19 protein-coding genes are annotated in these 17,918 nt (G+C 70.7%); 15 read left to right on the top strand and 4 right to left on the bottom strand.

All coding sequences use genetic code 11. The annotated features are described in order from the left end of the window. Positions 1 to 26: 26 nt before the first annotated feature. Genes J2X41_RS24050 through J2X41_RS24035 form a run of 4 tightly spaced genes read left to right on the top strand, consistent with a single transcriptional unit; the run spans position 27 to position 3,461 of the window. Positions 27 to 1,328 (top strand): replication-associated recombination protein A, encoded by a 1,302-nt coding sequence (locus tag J2X41_RS24050; protein WP_310086936.1) that lies wholly within the window; start codon positions 27 to 29, stop codon positions 1,326 to 1,328. Further along, a complete protein-coding gene (locus tag J2X41_RS24045) occupies positions 1,325 to 2,098 on the top strand; it encodes a hypothetical protein (RefSeq protein ID WP_310086934.1) in 774 nt (257 codons plus the stop codon). The genes J2X41_RS24050 and J2X41_RS24045 overlap by 4 nt, the downstream gene beginning before the upstream one ends. Beyond that, the gene (locus tag J2X41_RS24040) at positions 2,095 to 2,928 is read left to right on the top strand and encodes an RluA family pseudouridine synthase (RefSeq protein ID WP_310086932.1); all 834 of its coding nucleotides are present in this window, start codon (positions 2,095 to 2,097) and stop codon (positions 2,926 to 2,928) included. Before J2X41_RS24045 ends, J2X41_RS24040 begins: the two co-directional genes overlap by 4 nt. 20 nt (positions 2,929 to 2,948) lie before the next feature. After that, on the top strand, positions 2,949 to 3,461 hold the full coding sequence (locus J2X41_RS24035) for a CC0125/CC1285 family lipoprotein (RefSeq protein WP_028041084.1): 513 nt from the start codon (positions 2,949 to 2,951) through the stop codon (positions 3,459 to 3,461). Here the strand turns inward: J2X41_RS24035 and J2X41_RS24030 are convergent. Then, complete coding sequence (locus J2X41_RS24030) at positions 3,458 to 4,702, bottom strand: hypothetical protein (RefSeq protein WP_310086929.1); 1,245 nt, start codon at positions 4,700 to 4,702, stop codon at positions 3,458 to 3,460. The genes J2X41_RS24035 and J2X41_RS24030 overlap by 4 nt on opposite strands. A 279-nt stretch (positions 4,703 to 4,981) precedes the next feature. Here J2X41_RS24030 and crcB point away from each other — a divergent pair, with 279 nt between their 5' ends. Both crcB and J2X41_RS24020 read left to right on the top strand, forming a co-directional pair. Next, positions 4,982 to 5,368, top strand: a complete 387-nt coding sequence (crcB, locus tag J2X41_RS24025) for a fluoride efflux transporter CrcB (protein WP_310086926.1) — start codon at positions 4,982 to 4,984, stop codon at positions 5,366 to 5,368. Then, positions 5,365 to 6,354 (top strand): RluA family pseudouridine synthase, encoded by a 990-nt coding sequence (locus J2X41_RS24020; protein WP_310086924.1) that lies wholly within the window; start codon positions 5,365 to 5,367, stop codon positions 6,352 to 6,354. Before crcB ends, J2X41_RS24020 begins: the two co-directional genes overlap by 4 nt. 27 nt (positions 6,355 to 6,381) lie before the next feature. Here the strand turns inward: J2X41_RS24020 and J2X41_RS24015 are convergent, their stop codons facing one another. Beyond that, positions 6,382 to 7,701, bottom strand: a complete 1,320-nt coding sequence (locus J2X41_RS24015) for a DUF1501 domain-containing protein (RefSeq protein WP_310086922.1) — start codon at positions 7,699 to 7,701, stop codon at positions 6,382 to 6,384. Further along, the gene (locus J2X41_RS24010) at positions 7,698 to 9,095 is read right to left on the bottom strand and encodes a DUF1800 family protein (protein WP_310086920.1); all 1,398 of its coding nucleotides are present in this window, start codon (positions 9,093 to 9,095) and stop codon (positions 7,698 to 7,700) included. The genes J2X41_RS24015 and J2X41_RS24010 overlap by 4 nt, the downstream gene beginning before the upstream one ends. Positions 9,096 to 9,202: 107 nt before the next feature. Between J2X41_RS24010 and J2X41_RS24005 the strand changes: the two genes are divergently transcribed. From J2X41_RS24005 to J2X41_RS23995, 3 genes are all read left to right on the top strand, one after another. Continuing rightward, positions 9,203 to 9,928: an ATP12 family protein gene (locus tag J2X41_RS24005; protein ID WP_310086918.1), complete on the top strand. Its 726-nt coding sequence runs from the start codon at positions 9,203 to 9,205 to the stop codon at positions 9,926 to 9,928. 125 nt (positions 9,929 to 10,053) lie between these two features. Continuing rightward, complete coding sequence (locus J2X41_RS24000; RefSeq protein WP_310086916.1) at positions 10,054 to 11,586, top strand: acyl-CoA carboxylase subunit beta; 1,533 nt, start codon at positions 10,054 to 10,056, stop codon at positions 11,584 to 11,586. Positions 11,587 to 11,596: 10 nt separating this feature from the next. Further along, a complete protein-coding gene (locus J2X41_RS23995; RefSeq protein WP_310086914.1) occupies positions 11,597 to 12,079 on the top strand; it encodes a hypothetical protein in 483 nt (160 codons plus the stop codon). 91 nt (positions 12,080 to 12,170) lie between these two features. Here the strand turns inward: J2X41_RS23995 and J2X41_RS23990 are convergent, their stop codons facing one another. Continuing rightward, positions 12,171 to 13,019, bottom strand: a complete 849-nt coding sequence (locus J2X41_RS23990; protein ID WP_310086912.1) for an RsiV family protein — start codon at positions 13,017 to 13,019, stop codon at positions 12,171 to 12,173. Between the two features lie 175 nt (positions 13,020 to 13,194). Between J2X41_RS23990 and J2X41_RS23985 the strand changes: the two genes are divergently transcribed. The 6 genes from J2X41_RS23985 (at position 13,195) to J2X41_RS23960 (ending at position 17,796) form a co-directional block, all read left to right on the top strand. Then, entirely contained in the window at positions 13,195 to 13,662 is a 468-nt protein-coding gene (locus J2X41_RS23985) for a hypothetical protein (RefSeq protein WP_310086910.1), read from the top strand. A gap of 117 nt (positions 13,663 to 13,779) precedes the next feature. After that, a complete protein-coding gene (locus J2X41_RS23980; RefSeq protein ID WP_310086909.1) occupies positions 13,780 to 14,673 on the top strand; it encodes a polyprenyl synthetase family protein in 894 nt (297 codons plus the stop codon). Next, positions 14,670 to 15,626: an ABC transporter ATP-binding protein gene (locus J2X41_RS23975; RefSeq protein ID WP_310086907.1), complete on the top strand. Its 957-nt coding sequence runs from the start codon at positions 14,670 to 14,672 to the stop codon at positions 15,624 to 15,626. The genes J2X41_RS23980 and J2X41_RS23975 overlap by 4 nt, the downstream gene beginning before the upstream one ends. After that, positions 15,623 to 16,825, top strand: a complete 1,203-nt coding sequence (locus J2X41_RS23970) for an ABC transporter permease (protein WP_310086905.1) — start codon at positions 15,623 to 15,625, stop codon at positions 16,823 to 16,825. The genes J2X41_RS23975 and J2X41_RS23970 overlap by 4 nt, the downstream gene beginning before the upstream one ends. An 11-nt stretch (positions 16,826 to 16,836) precedes the next feature. Further along, entirely contained in the window at positions 16,837 to 17,310 is a 474-nt protein-coding gene (locus J2X41_RS23965; RefSeq protein ID WP_310086902.1) for a sterol desaturase family protein, read from the top strand. Positions 17,311 to 17,355: 45 nt separating this feature from the next. Then, positions 17,356 to 17,796, top strand: a complete 441-nt coding sequence (locus tag J2X41_RS23960; protein ID WP_310086900.1) for a hypothetical protein — start codon at positions 17,356 to 17,358, stop codon at positions 17,794 to 17,796. Positions 17,797 to 17,918: the final 122 nt, after the last annotated feature.

The following is a 17,918-nucleotide window of genomic DNA, read 5'->3' as shown; positions in this document are numbered from 1 at the left end:
CTCCCACGATTAAGTAAACCTACTCCATGTCCGATCTTTTCCAAGCCGCCGGCCTGACGCCCCACGCGCCCAGCCCGCTGGCCGACCGCCTGCGTCCCCAGACCCTCGACGAGGTGGTGGGCCAGGAACACCTGCTGGGCCCGGACGGTCCCATCGGCCGCATGGCGGCGGCCCGTCGCCTGGCCTCGATGATCCTGTGGGGGCCGCCCGGCACCGGCAAGACCACCATCGCCCGCCTGCTGGCCAAGGCCGGCGGCTACGAGTTCATGCAGATCTCGGCGGTGTTCTCCGGCGTCGCCGACCTGAAGAAGGCCTTCGAGCAGGCCCGCGTGCGTCGCTCGGCCGGCCAGAGCACCTTGTTGTTCGTCGACGAGATCCACCGCTTCAACCGCGCCCAGCAGGACGGTTTCCTGCCGTTCGTGGAGGAGGGGATCGTCACCTTGGTGGGGGCCACCACCGAGAACCCGTCGTTCGAGCTGAACGGCGCCTTGCTGTCGCGCTGCCAGGTCTTCGTGCTCAAGCGGCTGGACGAGGACGCGCTGGAGGCCCTGCTGGTCAAGGCCGAGACCGCCGAGAACCGCAAGCTGCCGCTGGACGGCGACGCCCGCTCGACCCTGATCGCCATGGCCGACGGCGACGGTCGCTACCTGCTGACCCTGACCGAGACCCTGCTGGCCATCGGCACGGACACGCCGCTGAACCCCACCCAGCTGGGCCAGTTCTTGCAGAAGCGCCGCCCGGCCTACGACAAGAACCGCGAGGAGCACTACAACCTGATCTCGGCCCTGCACAAGTCGGTGCGCGGCAGCGATCCGGACGCGGCGCTCTACTGGCTGGCGCGGATGCTGGAAGGCGGCGAGGATCCGCTGTTCATCGCCCGCCGCCTGGTGCGCATGGCGTCGGAGGACATCGGCGCGGCCGACCCCCTGAGCCTGCTGCTGACCACGGCCGCCAAGGACGCCTACGACTTCCTCGGCAGCCCCGAGGGCGAACTGGCCCTGGCCCAGGCGGTGGTGCACATGGCCAGCGCGCCCAAGTCCAACGCCGTCTACAACGCCTACAAGGCCGCCCGGCGGCTGGCCAAGGAGACGGGCAGCCTGACGCCGCCGGCCCACATCCTCAATGCGCCGACCAAGCTGATGAAATCGCTGGGCTATGGCGACGGCTACGCCTACGACCACGATGTCGAGGGCGGGGTCTCGGGCCAGAACTACTTCCCGGACGGCATCGAGCGTCCGACCCTCTACGATCCCAAGCCGGTCGGGGCCGAGGCCAAGGTCAAGGAGCGGCTGGACGCCTGGAACCGCCTGCGGAGAGACGGCAAGTGAAGCTTACCCCCGCGGTCCGCGTGACCGCCGCGATCGCCCTGGTCCTGCTGCTGGCCGGCGCGGCGCTGCTATGGCTGGCGGCGACGACGCCCTGGCACACCGACTCCAGCGCCTATTTCGCCGACCTCCGGAAGCTGCGCGCCACGCTCTATTTCGGCCAGCCGGACGCCGAGGCGTTCAAGGCGGCCACCCTTCGGTTTGGGGCCCTGCAGACCCAGTACGCGACCCGCAAGTGGCTGTACGCCGACCTGGCCTACGCCTGCTTCAGCCTCGGCGCCTGCGCGGCGGTGGTCGCCGGCCTGACGACGCGGTTCGGGGCGCGGCTGCTGCGCACGCAGAAGAACGCGCTGGTCGTGCTGGGCGTGACGCTGCTGGCCCTGGCGGCCACCCTGGCCGGGCTGGCGGCCGACCCGCTGCACCGGTTCTATCGCGAGCAACTGCCCGAATGGTCCGACGCCCTGGAGATCCCGCTGGCCGGGGCGCTGGTGGCGATGATCCCGATCGCGACGATCACCCTGCTGCTGGTCGCGCCGCCGCTGATCTTCCGCCGCCGGGCCAGCGGGCCGCTGCTGGTCTTCACCCGTCCGCCGCACTGGCCGTCGATCGTGGCCAACGCGGTCTACGCCCTGCCGCTGGCCTTCGCGGTGTTCCTGCTGACCAGCTTCGCCTCGCGCGGCGGCTGGGCCTTGGCCCCGGCGGGGCTGATGCTGCTGTGGCTGTTCCTGAACGGCCGGGCGCTGTGGATCGCGCCGAAAGGAGAGGCCGCATGAGCCGCCAACCTCCCGGCAAGGCGGACCGCCGCCCGCCCGGCGTGGCCAAGCCCAAGGCGTCCGACATACCGGTCGCCCTGACCCCCGAAGAGGTCGAATTCACCAAGTCGCTGGTGATCCACGAGGACGACAGCGTCTTCGTGCTGAACAAGCCGGCCGGGCTGTCCAGCCAGGGCGGGCGCATCCGGGCCCATACGCTGGACGACCTGCTGTGGGCCCTGGCCCGGCGCGACCGGCCGCGGCCGCGCCTGATCCACCGCCTGGACCGCGACACCTCGGGCGTGATCCTGACCGCCCGAACCAAGCCGGCCGCGACCTTCCTGGGCAAGGCCCTGATGGGCAAGCGGTTCCGCAAGACCTATCTGGCCATCGTCACGCCCGGCGCGCCCGAGCCGCGCGGCGGCCAGATCGACTCGCCCCTGCGCCGCGAGTCGATTGGTCGCGAGGCCTATATGCGGGTCTGCGCGGCCGACCATCCCGACGCGGAGGCCGCGCGCAGCCGTTATCGGACCCTGGCCTCGACGGAAGGAGCGGCCCTGGTCGAGCTCTCGCCAGACACCGGCCGCATGCACCAGCTGCGGGTCCACATGGCCTCGATCGGCCGGCCGATCGCCGGCGACAGCCGCTATGGCGGGGCGCTGATGCTGGGCGGGGCGCCCGTGCCGCGCCTGATGCTCCACGCCGTCCAGCTGGTCTTCCCGCATCCCGAAGGCGGCGAGCGGCGGATCAGCGCGCCGATCCCTGACGACATGCGCGCGGTTTTGGATAAGCTGGGCCTTGAGCTTCCCGACCGGGCCGTTCCGGAACAGGGGCGCCCGGAAAGCCGTTAAGCCTGGCAGGAGAATTCGCCATGAAGCGCCACAAGACCAAGGGATTGATCGCACTCGCCTTTTCCGCCGTCCTGCTGGCCGCCTGCGCCACCACGCCGACGCTCTATGCGCCGCAGACGGCGCCGCGCGGGGCCGGCTATTCGGAGTATCGCCTGGAGGCCGGCCGCTACCGCGTCACCTTCCAGGGCAATCCCGGCGCGCCGGTCAACCAGGTGTCCGATTACGCCCTGCTGCGCTCGGCCGAACTGGCCCTGCGTGACGGCTACGACTGGTTCCGGGTGGCCGACCGCGTGACCCAGCAGACCGGGTCGGGCGGCGGCTCAAGCCTGTCGATCGGCGGCGGCTCAGGCAGCTATGGCCGGCGCAGCGGGGTCGGGCTGGGCGTCGGCACCAGCTTCAACCTGGGCCCGGGCCCAGCCGTCAGCAGTTCGATGGAGGTGGTGTTCGGCAAGGGCAAGCCGCCGAGCGGCGCCGACGTCTACGACGCCCGCGCCATCGTCCGCACCGTGGGGCAGGGACGGGCGGCGGTTTAGCCCGCCGCCTTCTTCGTCCCGGTCGCCGCGACCGGATAGGCCGCGCGCAGGGCCGCGTGGGTCAGGCCCGCGGTCTCGGCGGCGGCGAAGTAGCCTTCCGCGGGCAGGCCCTGCAGGGCGACCATCGGGGCCAGGCCCCGGGCGTCGCGCCCGAAGGCCATGATGTCGGCGGCGATCTTCTCGGCCGGGCCGGCCAGGTCGCTGGCGTCCAGGGTCAGGCCGTGCAGGCGGGCGTCGCGCAACACCCGCAGCGCTTCCTTCTCCGGCGGCACGCGGGCGATGACGCCGCGGGTCAGGGCCTTCAGCAGGCCCACCACTTCCAGCAGGCGGCCGGCGGGGGTGCCGCGCGTGACGTCGACCAGCTCCATCATTACCCCGCCGCGCAGCAGCGCCAGGGACAGGCCGGAGGTGCCGGTCAGCATGTCGCGGCCGCGCTGGGTGCCCAGGGTGCGGAACGAGGCCGGCACGATCAGGTCGGGCCGGTCGTGGCCCTGCGAGGCGCGGGCGAAGACGGCGGCGTATTTCAGCGCCGCCTCGTCGATGAAGGCGGCGTCGCGGTCGGGCAGGCGCGAGACGGCGCGGGCGCTGATCTGCTTGCCCGAGCCCAGGTGGGTGACCACCGGCTCGATGCGCACGGCCGTGGCGATGTTGCGCTTGAGGCTGATCACGTGCTCGAGCGTGAAATCGACGCGCAGGGCCGCGCCGCCCGCGGTGGTGAAGGCCACGGGCGTGCGCCGGGTCTCTTCCAGCGGATCGATGTCGAAGCGGATGGGCGAGCGGATCGAGTCGCGGCGGGCCCGCGCGGCCAGCACCACGGCCGCGTCCACCGGACGGCAGACCAGACCGCCGGCCTCCAGGCCGATCACCGACCGCACGCCCAGGTCGGTGGGCTCGGCCGCGCCCAGCAGGTGGGTCAGCACGTCTTCCAGGATGCGCACGCTGGTCGCCTGGGCCGCCAAGCCGTGGTCGTTGTTCATGGCGATCAGGAAGTCTTCCTCGCCGATCCGGGCGCGCAGGTCGCTGCGGTCCAGGTGCTCGGCCAGCTTGCGCTCGACATAGGTCCAGACGTCGACGCGCTTCTTGTCCCACCAGTCGCCGGCCCAGCGGCGGATGGCCTTGACGCTGATGACGTTCACCGAGCCGCGGGCGATCAGCTCCGAGCCAGCCAGGCGCTGGAGTACGGGGCCGCTGAGAGCCAGGTGCTCGTTTCGGTCGTCACTATGCATCGAATCGAAGGGCATGTTCGCCTTGGCGCGGGAGGAGCCCATAGGATGCATTTTACAGCCTTAATGGTCGGTGCAGGAACACGGTGTGCAAACGAGGTTACCGTAACGCGCTCAAACGTTAAGATGCCCATTTTCCGGGCCTTTTGGCGACATTCGAAGGCCGCTTTAAGGCCCTCCAGGGCAGCGTAAACCATGATGACGGCGGATCGGCGTTAACCCTTCGCCGAACTTGCTGGCGAAACCCGCTTTCAGGCGCGGCTTGGCGTTCGCGGCCGCGCGGCGCATAAGGGCGCGATGACCAAACTCCTCCTTGTCGCCGCCGGCGGCGCCTTGGGCTCCGTCGCTCGCTATCTCGTGGGAATCCAGGCCCTGCGCCTGTTCGGGTCGAACTGGCCGTACGGCACCTTCATCGTCAACCTGACGGGCGGGCTGCTGATGGGGCTGCTGGCGGCCTGGCTGGTCCTGCGGGGCGGCGCGCAACAGGAACACTGGAGGGTGTTGCTCGGTGTCGGCGTCATGGGCGGCTTCACCACCTTTTCAGCCTTTTCGCTGGAGACCGCGCTGATGATCGAGAAGCGCGCCTACGCCCAGGCCTTTACCTATACGACCGCCAGCGTGATCCTGTCCGTGGCGGCCATTTTCGCGGGCCTCTTGATCGCCCGCAGGATCTTTTCGGCATGAAAGAAGTACGTACGATCTATGTGGACGCCGGCGAAGACGGCGTCCGCCTGGACCGCTGGTTCAAGCGCCGCTGGCCGCACCTGAACCATATCCAGCTGAACAAGCTGTTCCGCTCCGGCCAGGTGCGGGTCGACGGCTCGCGCGCCAAGGCCGACACCAAGCTGGCGGCCGGCAGCCAGATCCGCGTGCCGCCGCTGCCGGACGCGCCCGATCCGGCCGACAAGGGCAAGCTGTCGCCGCGCGACATCGCCTTCGCCAAGTCGCTGGTGCTGTACGAGGACGAGGAAGTCCTGGCCCTGAACAAGCCCGCCGGCCTGGCCGTGCAGGGCGGCACCAAGACCACCCATCACATCGACAAGCTGCTCAGCGCCTGGGGCGAGGGGGTCAACCGGCCCAAGCTGGTCCACCGCCTGGACCGCGACACCTCCGGCGTGCTGCTGCTGGGCAAGACCCCCGGCGCCGCGGCGCGGCTGTCGGGAGCCTTCGCCAAGCGCCGGGCCCAGAAGACCTACTGGGCCATCGTCGCCGGCAATCCGCACCCCACCGAGGGCGTGATCGAGCTGCATCTGGCCAAGCGGGGCGTCGGCGATCGCGAACTGGTGGTGCCGGCCGAGCCGAAGGATCAGGACGCCCAGCCGGCCGAGACCGAGTACGTCTCGATCAGCCGGGCCGGGCCGCGCGTCACCTGGATGGCCCTGCGCCCGCACACCGGCCGCACCCACCAGCTGCGCGCCCACATGAAGGCCATCGGCCACCCGATCCTGGGCGACCCCAAGTACAGCGACGACAAGTCCACGCCGCTATCGGAAGGCCTGAAGCTGCAGCTGCACGCCCGCTCGATCATCCTGCCGCACCCGACGGTCGGCACCCTGGCCATCGAGGCGCCGCTGAGCCCGGAGATGAAGGCCGGCTTCGCCAAGTTCGGCTTCTCGGAGGACGAGGCCGAGTACGATCCGTTCGCGCGGCGGCAGACCAGGCGTCGCTGAGGCCCCCTCGGCCCCGCCGGCGAACGGTCAGACCAGGCCCGTCACGGGCCTGGCGTCCGCGCTGTCAGGAAAGACCTTGGCTTCCAGGGCCGCGCGGTCGACGCCCATGTGGTCGGCCAGCACGCCCTTGAACAGGCCGCGCATGTCGAGGGTGGGGCGCACGTCACGGTTCTCGAACAGAGCCTCCTGCTTCAAGGTGGGCCAGTCGCCGACGATGCCGCCCGGCTTGAGGCCGCCGCCCAGCACCAGGGCGGTCGAGCCGGTGCCGTGATCGGTGCCGCCCGTGCCGTTGACCCGGGCGGTGCGGCCGAACTCGGTGGCGGCGACCACGACGGTGTTGCGCCATTCGTCGCCGAGGCCGGTGTTCAGCCCGTCGAGCACGGCGTCCAGATAGGACAGGCGGCTGTTGAGCTGGCCGACCTGGCCGGCGTGGGTGTCCCAGCCGTCCAGCGAGATGGCGGCGATGCGCGGCCCGCCCGGCTGGACCATGAACCCCGCCAGGGTCGCGCCCAGCTTGCGCGCGGCCTCGCGGGCCTGGCGCTGGCCGGCGATCGCCTGGGCGCCGGGGGCCACGGCCGGCGGCGCCATGACCAGCGGCGTCCCCGAGGTGTTCACCGCGTTTTTCCACATCGCCTTGGGCGCCATCGATGCGGCGTCGGCCGACACCGGGACGGGCGTGGGATTGAGCGCGGTCATCGCCGCCTGGGCCATGGCCTCGGTCTCCAGGCCGCGTGCGAAGGCCGGACCCATCAGCGGGTCGGCCTTGTAGAGGTCCTGCAGAAGGGTGGGCAGGCGGGCGGTCTCGTCGACGCCCTTGCCCGGCGACCAACTGGCGGCCTGGACCTTGCCGCGCAGGATCAGCGGCGCGGTGGCGCCCACCGACAGGCCCTCGACCTTCGACGGCCCCATGACCTCCAGCGTGCGGTTCAACCAGCCGGTATTGACGCCGTAGACCTGGGCCGCGCCGGTCTCCAGCACGTCCTGGGCCTCGAAGTGCGAGCGGGCCCGGTCGGGACTGGCGATGGCCGGGGCGATGCGGGCTTGGCCCTTCAGCGCAAGGGCGTGCACCGACTCCAGGGCCGGATGCAGGCCGAAGGTCCCGTCCAGCTTCAGGGCCTGGTCGGGCGTCACCGCCACCGCGCCGCGCAGGGCGGCGTAGTCGGGATCGCCGACCGGCGGGCTGACGGTCAGGCCATCCATGCCGCCCCGGCAGATGACCACCACCATCTTGCGCCTGGCCATCGGCCCGTCTTCGGCGGCGAAGGCCGAGCCGCCCAGGAAGCTGACGGAAACGCCTAGGCCGGCGGCCTGGACCAGAAGCGATCGACGCGAAATCGGGGCGTTCATCGGCGTTGGAACTCCGGGCTCATCAACAGCAGGGCCATGGCCTCGCGGCGGGTTTCGGCCCGGGCCACGGCCTTGGCGACTTGCGAGCTCAAGCGCGCGCCCAGGGCGGTCTGGGCCAGCAGGTTGGGGTCCAGGCGGTCGGCGACCACCGCGGCGAAGCCCTCGCTGAACCGCAGGCGCTTGATCAGGGCGTCGGGCGCGCACCAGACCTGGGCTTCGTCGGGCCAGCCCTTGGGGGAAGGGGCCGAGAACGGCTTCTGGCCCAGCCCCGTCAGCACCGGCGCCAGCTTGTCGATCCCCGACGGTTGGGCGTCCACGGCCCGCCAGGTCGAGATGGCGAACTCGTAGGGGGTCTTGAACTTGGCGGCCGCGGGCTCCCAGGCCTCCGGCGCGGCGACCAGGGCGCGGGCCATCTCGTCCAGTCGCCCGCCGCTGTCGAGATAGGTCTTCCGCAACCGGGCTACGAGGGCCGGCGGCGGGGTGTCGCTGACGAAGTGGGCGGCCAGCTTGGTCGAGACGTGGTGGGCGGTGTGAGGGCTGGCGGCCAGGTCGCGCATCACCGCCAGGGCCTGGGCCTGGCCCTCCTGCGGATAGCGCCGGCCCATCACCGTCCGCGCGCCGGGCTCGTGGGCGTTGTCGCGGAACAGGAACTGGTGCGGGGTCGGATCCTGCGGCCGTCCGACGCTGAAACCGGTCATGGCCCGGGCGAACTCAGTGACGTCGGCCTGCCTGTAGCGGGCGTCGACGCCCACCGTGTGCAGTTCCATGATTTCGCGGGCCAGGTTCTCGTTCAGGCCGCCGGCCTTCTTGCCGGTCTTGCGCTGGTAGGCCGCGGCCTTGCTGTCGGGACCGACCGACTGGGCCTGGTCGAGATAGAGCAGCATGGCCGGATGGGTGGAGGAGGCGATCAGCAGGTCCTCGAACCGGCCGAAGACATGGGGTCGGATGGCCTCCTGCTCGAACGGTCCGGCCACCGAGGTGACGGCCAGGCTGGTGGACGAGACGGTGAAATGGTTGGCCCAGAACAGCGCCCAGCGCTCGCGGAACGCGGCGTCGGTCGTGGCGCCCAGCCGGGCCCGGGCCAGGAAGTCGTCGCCGGCCTGGTCGCGCAGGTCCTTCTGGAGGTCCTTGACCGGCAGGCTCTTGGGATCCCCTCCCATTTCTTTTTGGGCGGCCTTGGCGTCGCGCTTCTGCATCTGATAGTCGGCGACCTCGGCCAGGCGCTGGGGCGAGCCTTCGCCGCCCTGCGGCTGGTCGGCGCCTTCGGAGCGGATCTGGGCGGTCAGAAAGCCGCGCGGATCGTTCCGCGCCGCGTCGATCTCGCCGGGGCGCGCGCCCAGGCCGAACCGGGTCGCGGCGATGGCCGCCATCATGTCGTTGGAAGGCAGGCTCACGCCGCTACTCTCCCTTGCATCGCCCGCTCTTGCCTTGCGCGCGTTGATTGCTCATTCAACGGCCTGAAACCGATGTTTTGATGTCTGGACTGAAAAGAAGTTCCGCCTTGGTCGACAAGCCCGATCTGCTGCAACGTCCCCGCCGCTTCTACAAGGTCGCCACGGCGGGCCCCGCGGAAGGTGGTTTCGCCGTGCTGCTGGACGGCCGCACGCCCAAGTCGCCGGCCAAGTCGCCCCTGGTCCTGCCGAACCAAGCCCTCGCCCAGCTGGTCGCGGCCGAATGGGAAGCCCAGGTCGAGGTGATCGATTCCACGGCCATGCCCGCCACCCGCCTGGCCTTCACCGCCATCGACCGGATCCGCGAAACCCGCGCCGAGGTGGCGGCCGAGGTCGCGGCCTACGCCGGCTCGGACCTGCTGTGCTACTGGGCCGACCATCCCACGCCCCTGGTCGAGCTTCAAAAGCGCGACTGGGGCGCCCTGCTGGACTGGGCCAGGGCCGAACTGGACGTTCATCTCAAGCCAGCCTCAGGCGTGATCCACACGCCGCAATCGCCGGCCGCCCTGGCCACCGTCGAGGCCCTGGCCCTGACCCTGGACGACTTCGCCCTGGCGGGGGTCGCCTATGGCGCGGGCCTGTTCGGCTCGACGGTCCTGGCCCTGGCCCTGCGCGCGGGCAAGGTTACCGGCCGCAAGGCCCTGGACCTGTCGCGGCTGGAGGAGATCTTCCAGGCGCAGACCTGGGGACAGGACGCAGAGGCCGCCGCCCGCGCCGCGGCCCTGGCGGTCGAGGCCCAGGTGCTGGAGCGCTGGTTCGCCGCGCTGCGGCGCTGAGTGTCTCCCAAACGTTCGGGCGCCGGGCTGCCTCAGCGTACGCCTTGCCACGGAAAGCTCGCGCCATTAGGGCTCGGCCCATAAGGTGGAAAAACCGCCCAGTGAACGAGCAGGGGAGCGTCCGCGTGCAGCATATTCTCGAGGAACTGGATCGTCGTCGCGATCACGCCCGGGCCGGCGGCGGCGAGGGGCGGGTGGCGGCCCAGCACGCCAAGGGCAAGCTGACGGCGCGGGAACGGATCGACCTGCTGTTGGACGAAGGCTCGTTCGAGGAGTTCGACATGTTCGTCGAGCACCGGGGCACCGAGTTCGGCATGGCCGAGCAGAAGGTGCCCGGCGACGGGGTGGTCACCGGCTGGGGCACGATCAACGGCAAGGTCGTCTACGTCTTCTCCAAGGACTTCACGGTGTTCGGCGGCTCGCTGAGCGGGGCGCACGCGGCCAAGATCGTCAAGGTCCAGCGCCAGGCCATGAAGGTGGGCGCGCCGATCATCGGCCTGTTCGACGCGGGCGGAGCGCGCATCCAGGAGGGCGTCGACAGCCTGGCCGGCTATGCCGATATCTTCCTGGAGAACGTCATGGCCTCGGGCGTGATCCCGCAGATCAGCGTGATCATGGGCCCGTGCGCCGGGGGCGACGTCTATTCGCCGGCCATGACCGACTTCATCTTCATGGTCCGCGACACCAGCTACATGTTCGTGACCGGGCCGGACGTTGTAAAGACGGTGACCAACGAGGTGGTCACCGCCGAGGAGCTGGGCGGCGCGCGGGTGCACGCGGCCAAGTCGGGCGTGGCCGAAGGCGCGTTCGACAACGACCTGGAAGCCCTGACCCAGGTGCGCCGCCTGGTCGACTTCCTGCCCGCCTCCAATCGCCAGCCCGCCCCCGAGCGCCAGAGCTTCGACGACCCCTATCGCACCGAGCCCAGCCTCGACAGCCTGATCCCCTCCGATCCGGGCAAGCCCTACGACATCAAGGAACTGATCCTGAAGATCGTCGACGAGGCCGACTTCTTCGAGATCTCCAGCGAGTGGGCCAGGAACATCGTCTGCGGTTTCGCCCGCATGGACGGGACCAGCGTCGGGGTCGTCGCCAACCAGCCCCAGGTGCTGGCCGGCGTGTTGGACATCGACTCCTCGCGCAAGGCCGCCCGCTTCGTGCGGTTCTGCGACGCCTTCAACATCCCGATCATCACCCTGGTGGACGTGCCCGGCTTCATGCCCGGCACCAAGCAGGAGTACGGCGGGCTGATCAAGCACGGCGCCAAGCTGCTGTTCGCCTACGCCGAGGCCACGGTTCCGAAGATCACCCTGATCACCCGCAAGGCCTATGGCGGGGCCTATGACGTGATGAGCTCGAAGCACCTGCGCGGCGATTTCAACTACGCCTGGCCCACCGCCGAGATCGCGGTCATGGGCGCCAAGGGGGCGGTGGAGATCATCTTCCGCCAGGAAGCCAAGGACCCCGACGCCCTGGCCGCCCGCGAGGCCGAGTACAAGGACCGCTTCGCCAACCCGTTCGTGGCCGCTTCCCGCGGCTATATCGACGACGTCATCATGCCCCACGGCACCCGCAAGCGCATCGTCCGGGCGCTGAAGAGCCTCAAGGGCAAGCAGCTCCAGAACCCCTGGAAGAAGCACGACAATATCCCGCTGTAGGATCAGGCTCATGAGATCGACGCCTTGGTTCCTTGCGATCGTCGGATTGTCGATGCTGGGTGGGTGCGCGACCCAGGTCGCGCCCGCGGCCCCGCCGATGAGCTGGGGCTATATCGCGGCTTCCGATCAAGAGCCGGCGCGGCTTGCCTATGGGGTCGACGACTCGGATGAGATCGGGATCGTCTTCATCTGCGACCAGACCAAGGATCGAGTCGAGTTCATCATCCCGGCGGTCGAGGGACATGATGTCCCGGTGATGCATCTGCGCGGCGGCAAGGTCGCCCGGCGTTTCGAGGCGCTCGCGCCGGAAGGCGACGGTTCCGACGACCTCGCGCATTTCCAGGCCGGAAGGCGCGATCCTGTGCTCGCGGCTTTCGTGGCGACGGGGAGTCTCGCCCTGAATCCCTACGGAACGTTTGTTTCGCACGACGCTCGAACCGCCGCCGAGCGGGCGGCCGTCGCGACCTTCGCCAAGGCCTGCGGTCTGGGGTGACGCCGGTCCTTCGAGGCTCGCTGCGGGGCGGCTCGGATGGGAGCGTTGTGCGAGGCGGAGCCGAGCCTCGCAGGACGCACGACGTGAGACCTTACTTCACCACGTCCATCCTCACGCTCAGCGTCCCGTCCGGATTGCCCGGCGACTTCGGGGCGCCGCCGAACGCGCCGGCGTAGGCCGGGGCCAGCAGGCCCTGGAACGTCGAGGCGGGGACGACGACCTCGTAGTCGCCCTCGGCATAGGGGCCGACCACATAGGGGTCGATCAGCGCCGTCAGCCCGCCGATTTTGCCCGGGATCGTCGAGGGGGCCAGGACCAGCACCGTCTGGTTCCACTTCGGACAGGCGAACATGTCGTTGAGGGGCGTGGCGCCCGCGCGATGGGTCTTGGCCTGGGCCACCGCGTCGCAGATCGCCTTGTCCAGGACGGCCATGTCGGCGTCCGGGCGGAACAGCGCGTTGGGCTGGATCTCGCGGTTGGCGACGTTGTCCCAGATCAGGGTCGAGCCGCCGTGGTTGGGGTGGGCGCCGCCTGTGTCCTCGAACCACAGGGCGCGCAGGCCCACCAGCGGCGCGCTGTCGACGGCCAGGAACCACTGGCTCTGGCGGGTGTAGGGCCGCCACGGGAACTTGCCGTCCGAAGCCTTGCGGTCGGCCGCGGCCTTGGCGGCGAAGGTCTTCAGGCCGGCGGTTTCGCGGTCGTAGAGCAGGGCGTGCAGGGCGGGATGGCTGGCGATCTCGGCCGGCAGGCGCAGGGCGACCTTGGCCGCCTCGTCGGACTGGTCGAAGCTCAGGGGCCGCGCCATCGGCGCGGGCGCCGCAGCCTTCGGCGTGGTGACGGACGCTTCGACGGGCGCCTTCGGCGGCGTGGCGGGTTTGCGCTCGCAGGCCGCCAGCGCGACGACCAGGCCGAGGACGGCGAAGGCTTTCATGGACAGCATGGACATCCCTCCTGAACGCCGCCCCCGCCGGCTGGCTCCACCCTGCCTGGCACAACCCGAGCCGTCCATGCGCGCTTTGCCGGGGCCGGCCCCCGTCGCCATCCGGCGCGAACAGGGTTAGATCGACGGCGGACCAGGCGAGGGGCGGAGCATGAAGCAGCGGGGATCATGGTTGTTGCTGGCGACGAGCGCCGTGTTGCTGGGCGCGTGCTCGACCCTGGGTCCGGCGCAGGGACCGGCGCCGGCCGGCATGAAATGGAACGCGTTCGCCACACCCGACGCCGAGCAGCGACTGGCCTACGGCCTGCCCGACAGCGACGTGGTCGGCATCATCTTCTCGTGCCGCCGCAAGACGACGAGCGTCGGCTTCTTCACCAACCTGGCCGACGGCAAGCCGGGGTCCGGGACGGTGCGCTTTCGGTCCGGCAAGGCCCAGGGACGGTACGCCGCCACGCTGGCAGCCTCCGAGATCACCGACGGCCTGGACGCGATCGGGCGAATCCCCCTGGCCGACCCGGTGCTGGCCGCGTTCGAGAAGACCGGCCTGATCAGCCAGATCGAGGACAAGGCCTATCCGCAGGACGCGCGCACGTCGGCCGAACGGGCGGACATCAAGCGCTTCTTCGGCTTTTGCCGGGGCTGACCGGCGCTTATCGCGCCCTCCGGGGCCGGGCGAGGAGCTTTCGATTGACGCCCGGCGAGGGCGCCCCTCAAATGCCCCCGCCCGCGTCGGGGTGGACAGCAGGTCGCGACCCGCGAGATGGACGACCACGCCGCCTTTCTCCAAAGAGTCGAGGCCCTGCGCGCCGGGGTGGATCGGCGGCTGGCCGAACTGGCGCCGGCCGTGGGCTCGGCGCCCGACCGTCTGGTCGAGGCGGTGCGCTATTCGCTGCTGGCTCCGGGCAAGCGCTTCCGCCCGATGATGACCCTGCTGGCCGCCGCCGAGCTGGGCGCGCCCGAAGGGGCGGCGCTGGACGCGGCCTGCGCGTTCGAGATGATCCACGCCGCTTCGCTGATCCTGGACGACCTGCCGTCGATGGACGACGCGGGTCTGCGCCGGGGCCTGCCGACCATCCACCGGGCCTTCGACGAGGCCACGGCGATCCTGGCCGGGGTCGGGCTGCTGAACCAGGCCTATGCGGTGATCGCCGCCGACCAGGGTTTGCCGGCGCCGTTGCGCGCCGACCTGGCCGGCCGCGCCGCCCAGGCCGTGGGGTTCTCCGGCCTGATCGCCGGCCAGGCCCGCGACCTGTTCGACCGCGACCAGCTGCGGGACCCCGCGGCGCTGGACCGGCTCAACCACGAAAAGACCGGCGTGCTGATCATCGCCGCCGCCCAGGGCGGGGCGCTGGTGGCTGAGGCCCCCGAAGCGGCGGTCGAGGCGATGGGCGTCTTCGCCCGCCATGTCGGCCTGGCGTTCCAGATCCGCGACGACCTGATCGACGTCCAGGGCTCGGCCGAGGCGGCCGGCAAGGATGTCGGCAAGGACGCGGCCATGGCCACAGTGGTCTCGACCCTGGGTCCGGCGGGCGCCCGCCAGGTCATGGAGGAGCACCTGGCCAAGGCCTCCGCCGCCCTGGTACAGGTCGGCTGCGGCGACCTGCTGGGCCGCTATGTCGGCGAGCTGTTCGCCCGCCGCAAGGCGGCGGCGTGACGACCGAAACGGTTTCGCCGGCCCCCATCGTGACGGTCGGCGGCGTGGTCCACGCCTATGGCGGCCAGCCCGTGCTGCGTGGCGTCGACCTGGCGCTGCGCCCCGGCGAGATCTACGGCCTGCTGGGTCCGAACGGGGCCGGCAAGACCACCCTGATCCGCGCGATCTGCGGCCGCATCCGGCCCGACGGCGGCGCGGTGCGGCTGAACGGCCGCGACCCCGCCCGGATCCCCGCCGCCCGCGCCGGACTGGGCCTGGTCCCGCAGGAGATCGCCCTCTATCCGAACCTGACCGTGGCCGAAAACGTCGAGACCTTCGCGGTGCTGGCCGACGTGCCGCGCGCGGGCCTGGCGTCGGCCGTGACCCGCGCCCTGGCCCTGACCCGTACGACCGATCGCGCCCAGGTCCTGGTCAGGCATCTGTCGGGCGGCTATCAGCGCCGGGCCAACATCGCCGCCGCCATCGTCCACCAGCCCAGCCTGCTGATCCTCGACGAGCCGACGGTCGGGGTCGACCAGGACGCCCGCGAGGCCTTGGACGCGGTGATCCGGGGGCTGCGCGACCTGGGCGTGGCTGTGCTGATGACCACCCACGACCTCGACCAGGCCGGAGCCCTGGCCGACCGGGTAGGCTTCCTGCGCGAGGGCGAACTGGTGCTGGAGGGCGCGCCCCGGACCCTGGTCGCCGAGGCGTTCGGCGCCCGGATGGAGATCCTGGTCCACCTGGCCGAGGCGATCGCCGCCGACGACGAGATCCACCTGATCGCCGAGGGGTTGGAGCGCACGCACCAGCCGACTGTCTGGACGCGGCTGGACGCCGACGGCTATGCGGCGGCGGGCCGGCTGGACAAGCGCCTGCGCCAGGCGGGGCTGATCCCGCGCGAGATCCGGGTGCGCGAGCCGTCCCTGGCCAATCTGTTCGCCCTGGTCGCCGACCGGAAGCAGGCGGCGTGAGGCGGTCCGCCTGGAAGATCGCCGCCATGGTGCGGGTGATGGCGCTGGACCTCTGGCGCGACCGCGGCGCCCTGCTGATGACCTTCCTGCTGCCGCCGCTGGTGTTCCTGATCTTCGCCTCGGTGTTCGCCGGGACGACGGGCGACGCCATCCAGCTGAAGCTGGCGGTGGCCGACACGGCCCGCACGGCGGATTCGGCCCGGCTGGCGGCGGCGCTGGTCCGCTCGGCCGAGGTCCGCGCCGAGATCGCGCCGACGGCGGCCGAGGTGCGGCGGCGGGTCAAGGCCGGCCAGGCCGACGCCGGCCTGGTGATCCGCGCCGATCCGGCTTCGGCCGACAAGCCGTTCCTGATCGTCGCCGATCCCAGCCGCGCGGTGGCCGCACCCCTGGCCCAGGCCCGCGTGCAGCAGGTGCTGGCCGACGCCCTGCCGGACGTCACCCTGCGCCGGACGATCACCCAGCTGGAGCCCGCCCTCGGTGGCTTCACCGACGAGCAGGTCGAGAACGCCGACAGCGCCGCGGCCCTGATGCGCCAGGACCCGACCCACGACGACGGCGGCTTCTTCGAGCGCGAGGCGGTCAAGGACGCCAAGGTCGGCGGCGGAGTGATCGCCTATTACGCTGGGGCGGTGATGATCCTGTTCGCCCTGTTCTCGGCCATGCAGGGCGCGCTGGGCCTGATGGACGAGCAGAGCACGGGCGTGGCCGACCGGCTGCTGGCCGGCACGGCGGGCATGGGGCCGGTGGTCAGCGGCAAGTTCCTGTTCCTGGTCGGGCAGGGGACGGTCCAGGCCCTGCTGATCTTCGCCACCGCCCAGGTGGTCTACGGCGTGGCGGCGATCCAGCATGCGGCCCTGTGGCTGCCGACCACCCTGGCGGCCAGCGCCTGCGCGGCGGGCGTGGCCCTGGGGCTGGTGTCGGTGTGCCGCACGCGCGAGCAGGCCCAGATGCTGTCGACCTTCGTGATCCTGGTCCTGGCGGCGATCGGCGGCAGCATGGTGCCGCGCTTCCTGATGCCGCCCTGGCTGCAGGCGGTGGGCTGGTTCACCCCGCACGCCTGGGCCATCGAGGCCTATCAGGCCATCCTCTGGCGCGACGCCGGGGTCGGGGCGGTGTATAAGGCCTGGTGCGTCCTGGCGGCCGTGGGCCTCGCCGGCCTGGCCCTGGCGCACGTGCTGGCGCGCCGGATTCGGCGATAGACGGGAAGACGATGGCGACCCTTGGTCTGCACCTGGCCCTGTTCCTGGCGGCCCTGGCCTTCATGGAGGGCTTCGCCTGGGTCATGCACCGCTACGTGATGCACGGCTGGCTGTGGGCCTGGCACCGATCGCACCACGAGCCGCGCACCGGGATGTTCGAACTCAACGACCTGTTCGCGGTGGTGTTCGCGGCGCCGGCCATCGTGGCGATCTATTTCGGCGCCAACGGCGTTCCGTGGCTGCTGCCGATCGGGCTGGGGATCACGGCCTATGGCGCGATCTATTTCGTGTTCCACGACGGCATGGTGCATCGGCGGTTCAGGGTGCCGGCGGGCAAGTCGCGCTACTGGAAGCAGCTGATCCAGGCCCACCGGATTCATCACGCGGTGCACACCAAGGAAGGGGCGGTGTCGTTCGGGTTCCTGCTGGCGCGGCCGGTGCGGGAGCTGAAGGCGAAGCTGCGGGCGCGAGGTGTCGACGCCTAGGCGATCAGAAAGAAGGCGGCGAACGGCCGCGTAGGGGAGGGGACCATGACGCGGATAACGACCGGGACGCCCTGGCACCTGTGGCTGGTGGGCGTCGTCGCCGTGCTGTTCAACTGCATCGGCGTCTTCGACTTCGTGATGAGCATGACGCGGGGCGCGGCCTACATGGCCGGCGCGGGCATGACGCCCGAGCAGATCGCTCACTACCAGCAGATGCCGGCCTGGATGACGGTCGACTGGGCGATCGGGGTGTTCGGCGCGCTGCTGGGCTCGGTGCTGATCCTGCTGCGCAACAAGCTGGCGTGGCCTGTCCTGGTCGTGTCGCTGGCGGCGTTCCTACTGAGCCTGGCCTACACTTATCTGCTGACGGGCGGCGGCAAGATCATGGGCCAACAGATGGCGATCACCAGCGCGGTCATCGCTGGGCTGCTGGCGGCCTTCACGGGATATGCATGGTGGATGACCCGGCGTGGGGTGCTGCGGTAGGGTTCGCCTTTCTAGGTCCTCCCCCTATGGGCAGGGCTATCGCATATGAGCAAAGAGCTCGAAGAAGAAGGCTTGCCGCCAGCAGGCGATCTTCATTTTGCGTGAGATGGACTTGGTGTCGG

The sequence above is a fragment of the Caulobacter sp. BE254 genome, assembly GCF_031457295.1.
Lineage (GTDB): Bacteria > Pseudomonadota > Alphaproteobacteria > Caulobacterales > Caulobacteraceae > Caulobacter.
Note: the sequence above shows the minus strand (reverse complement) of the source record. Positions and strands in the feature narration are given on the sequence as shown.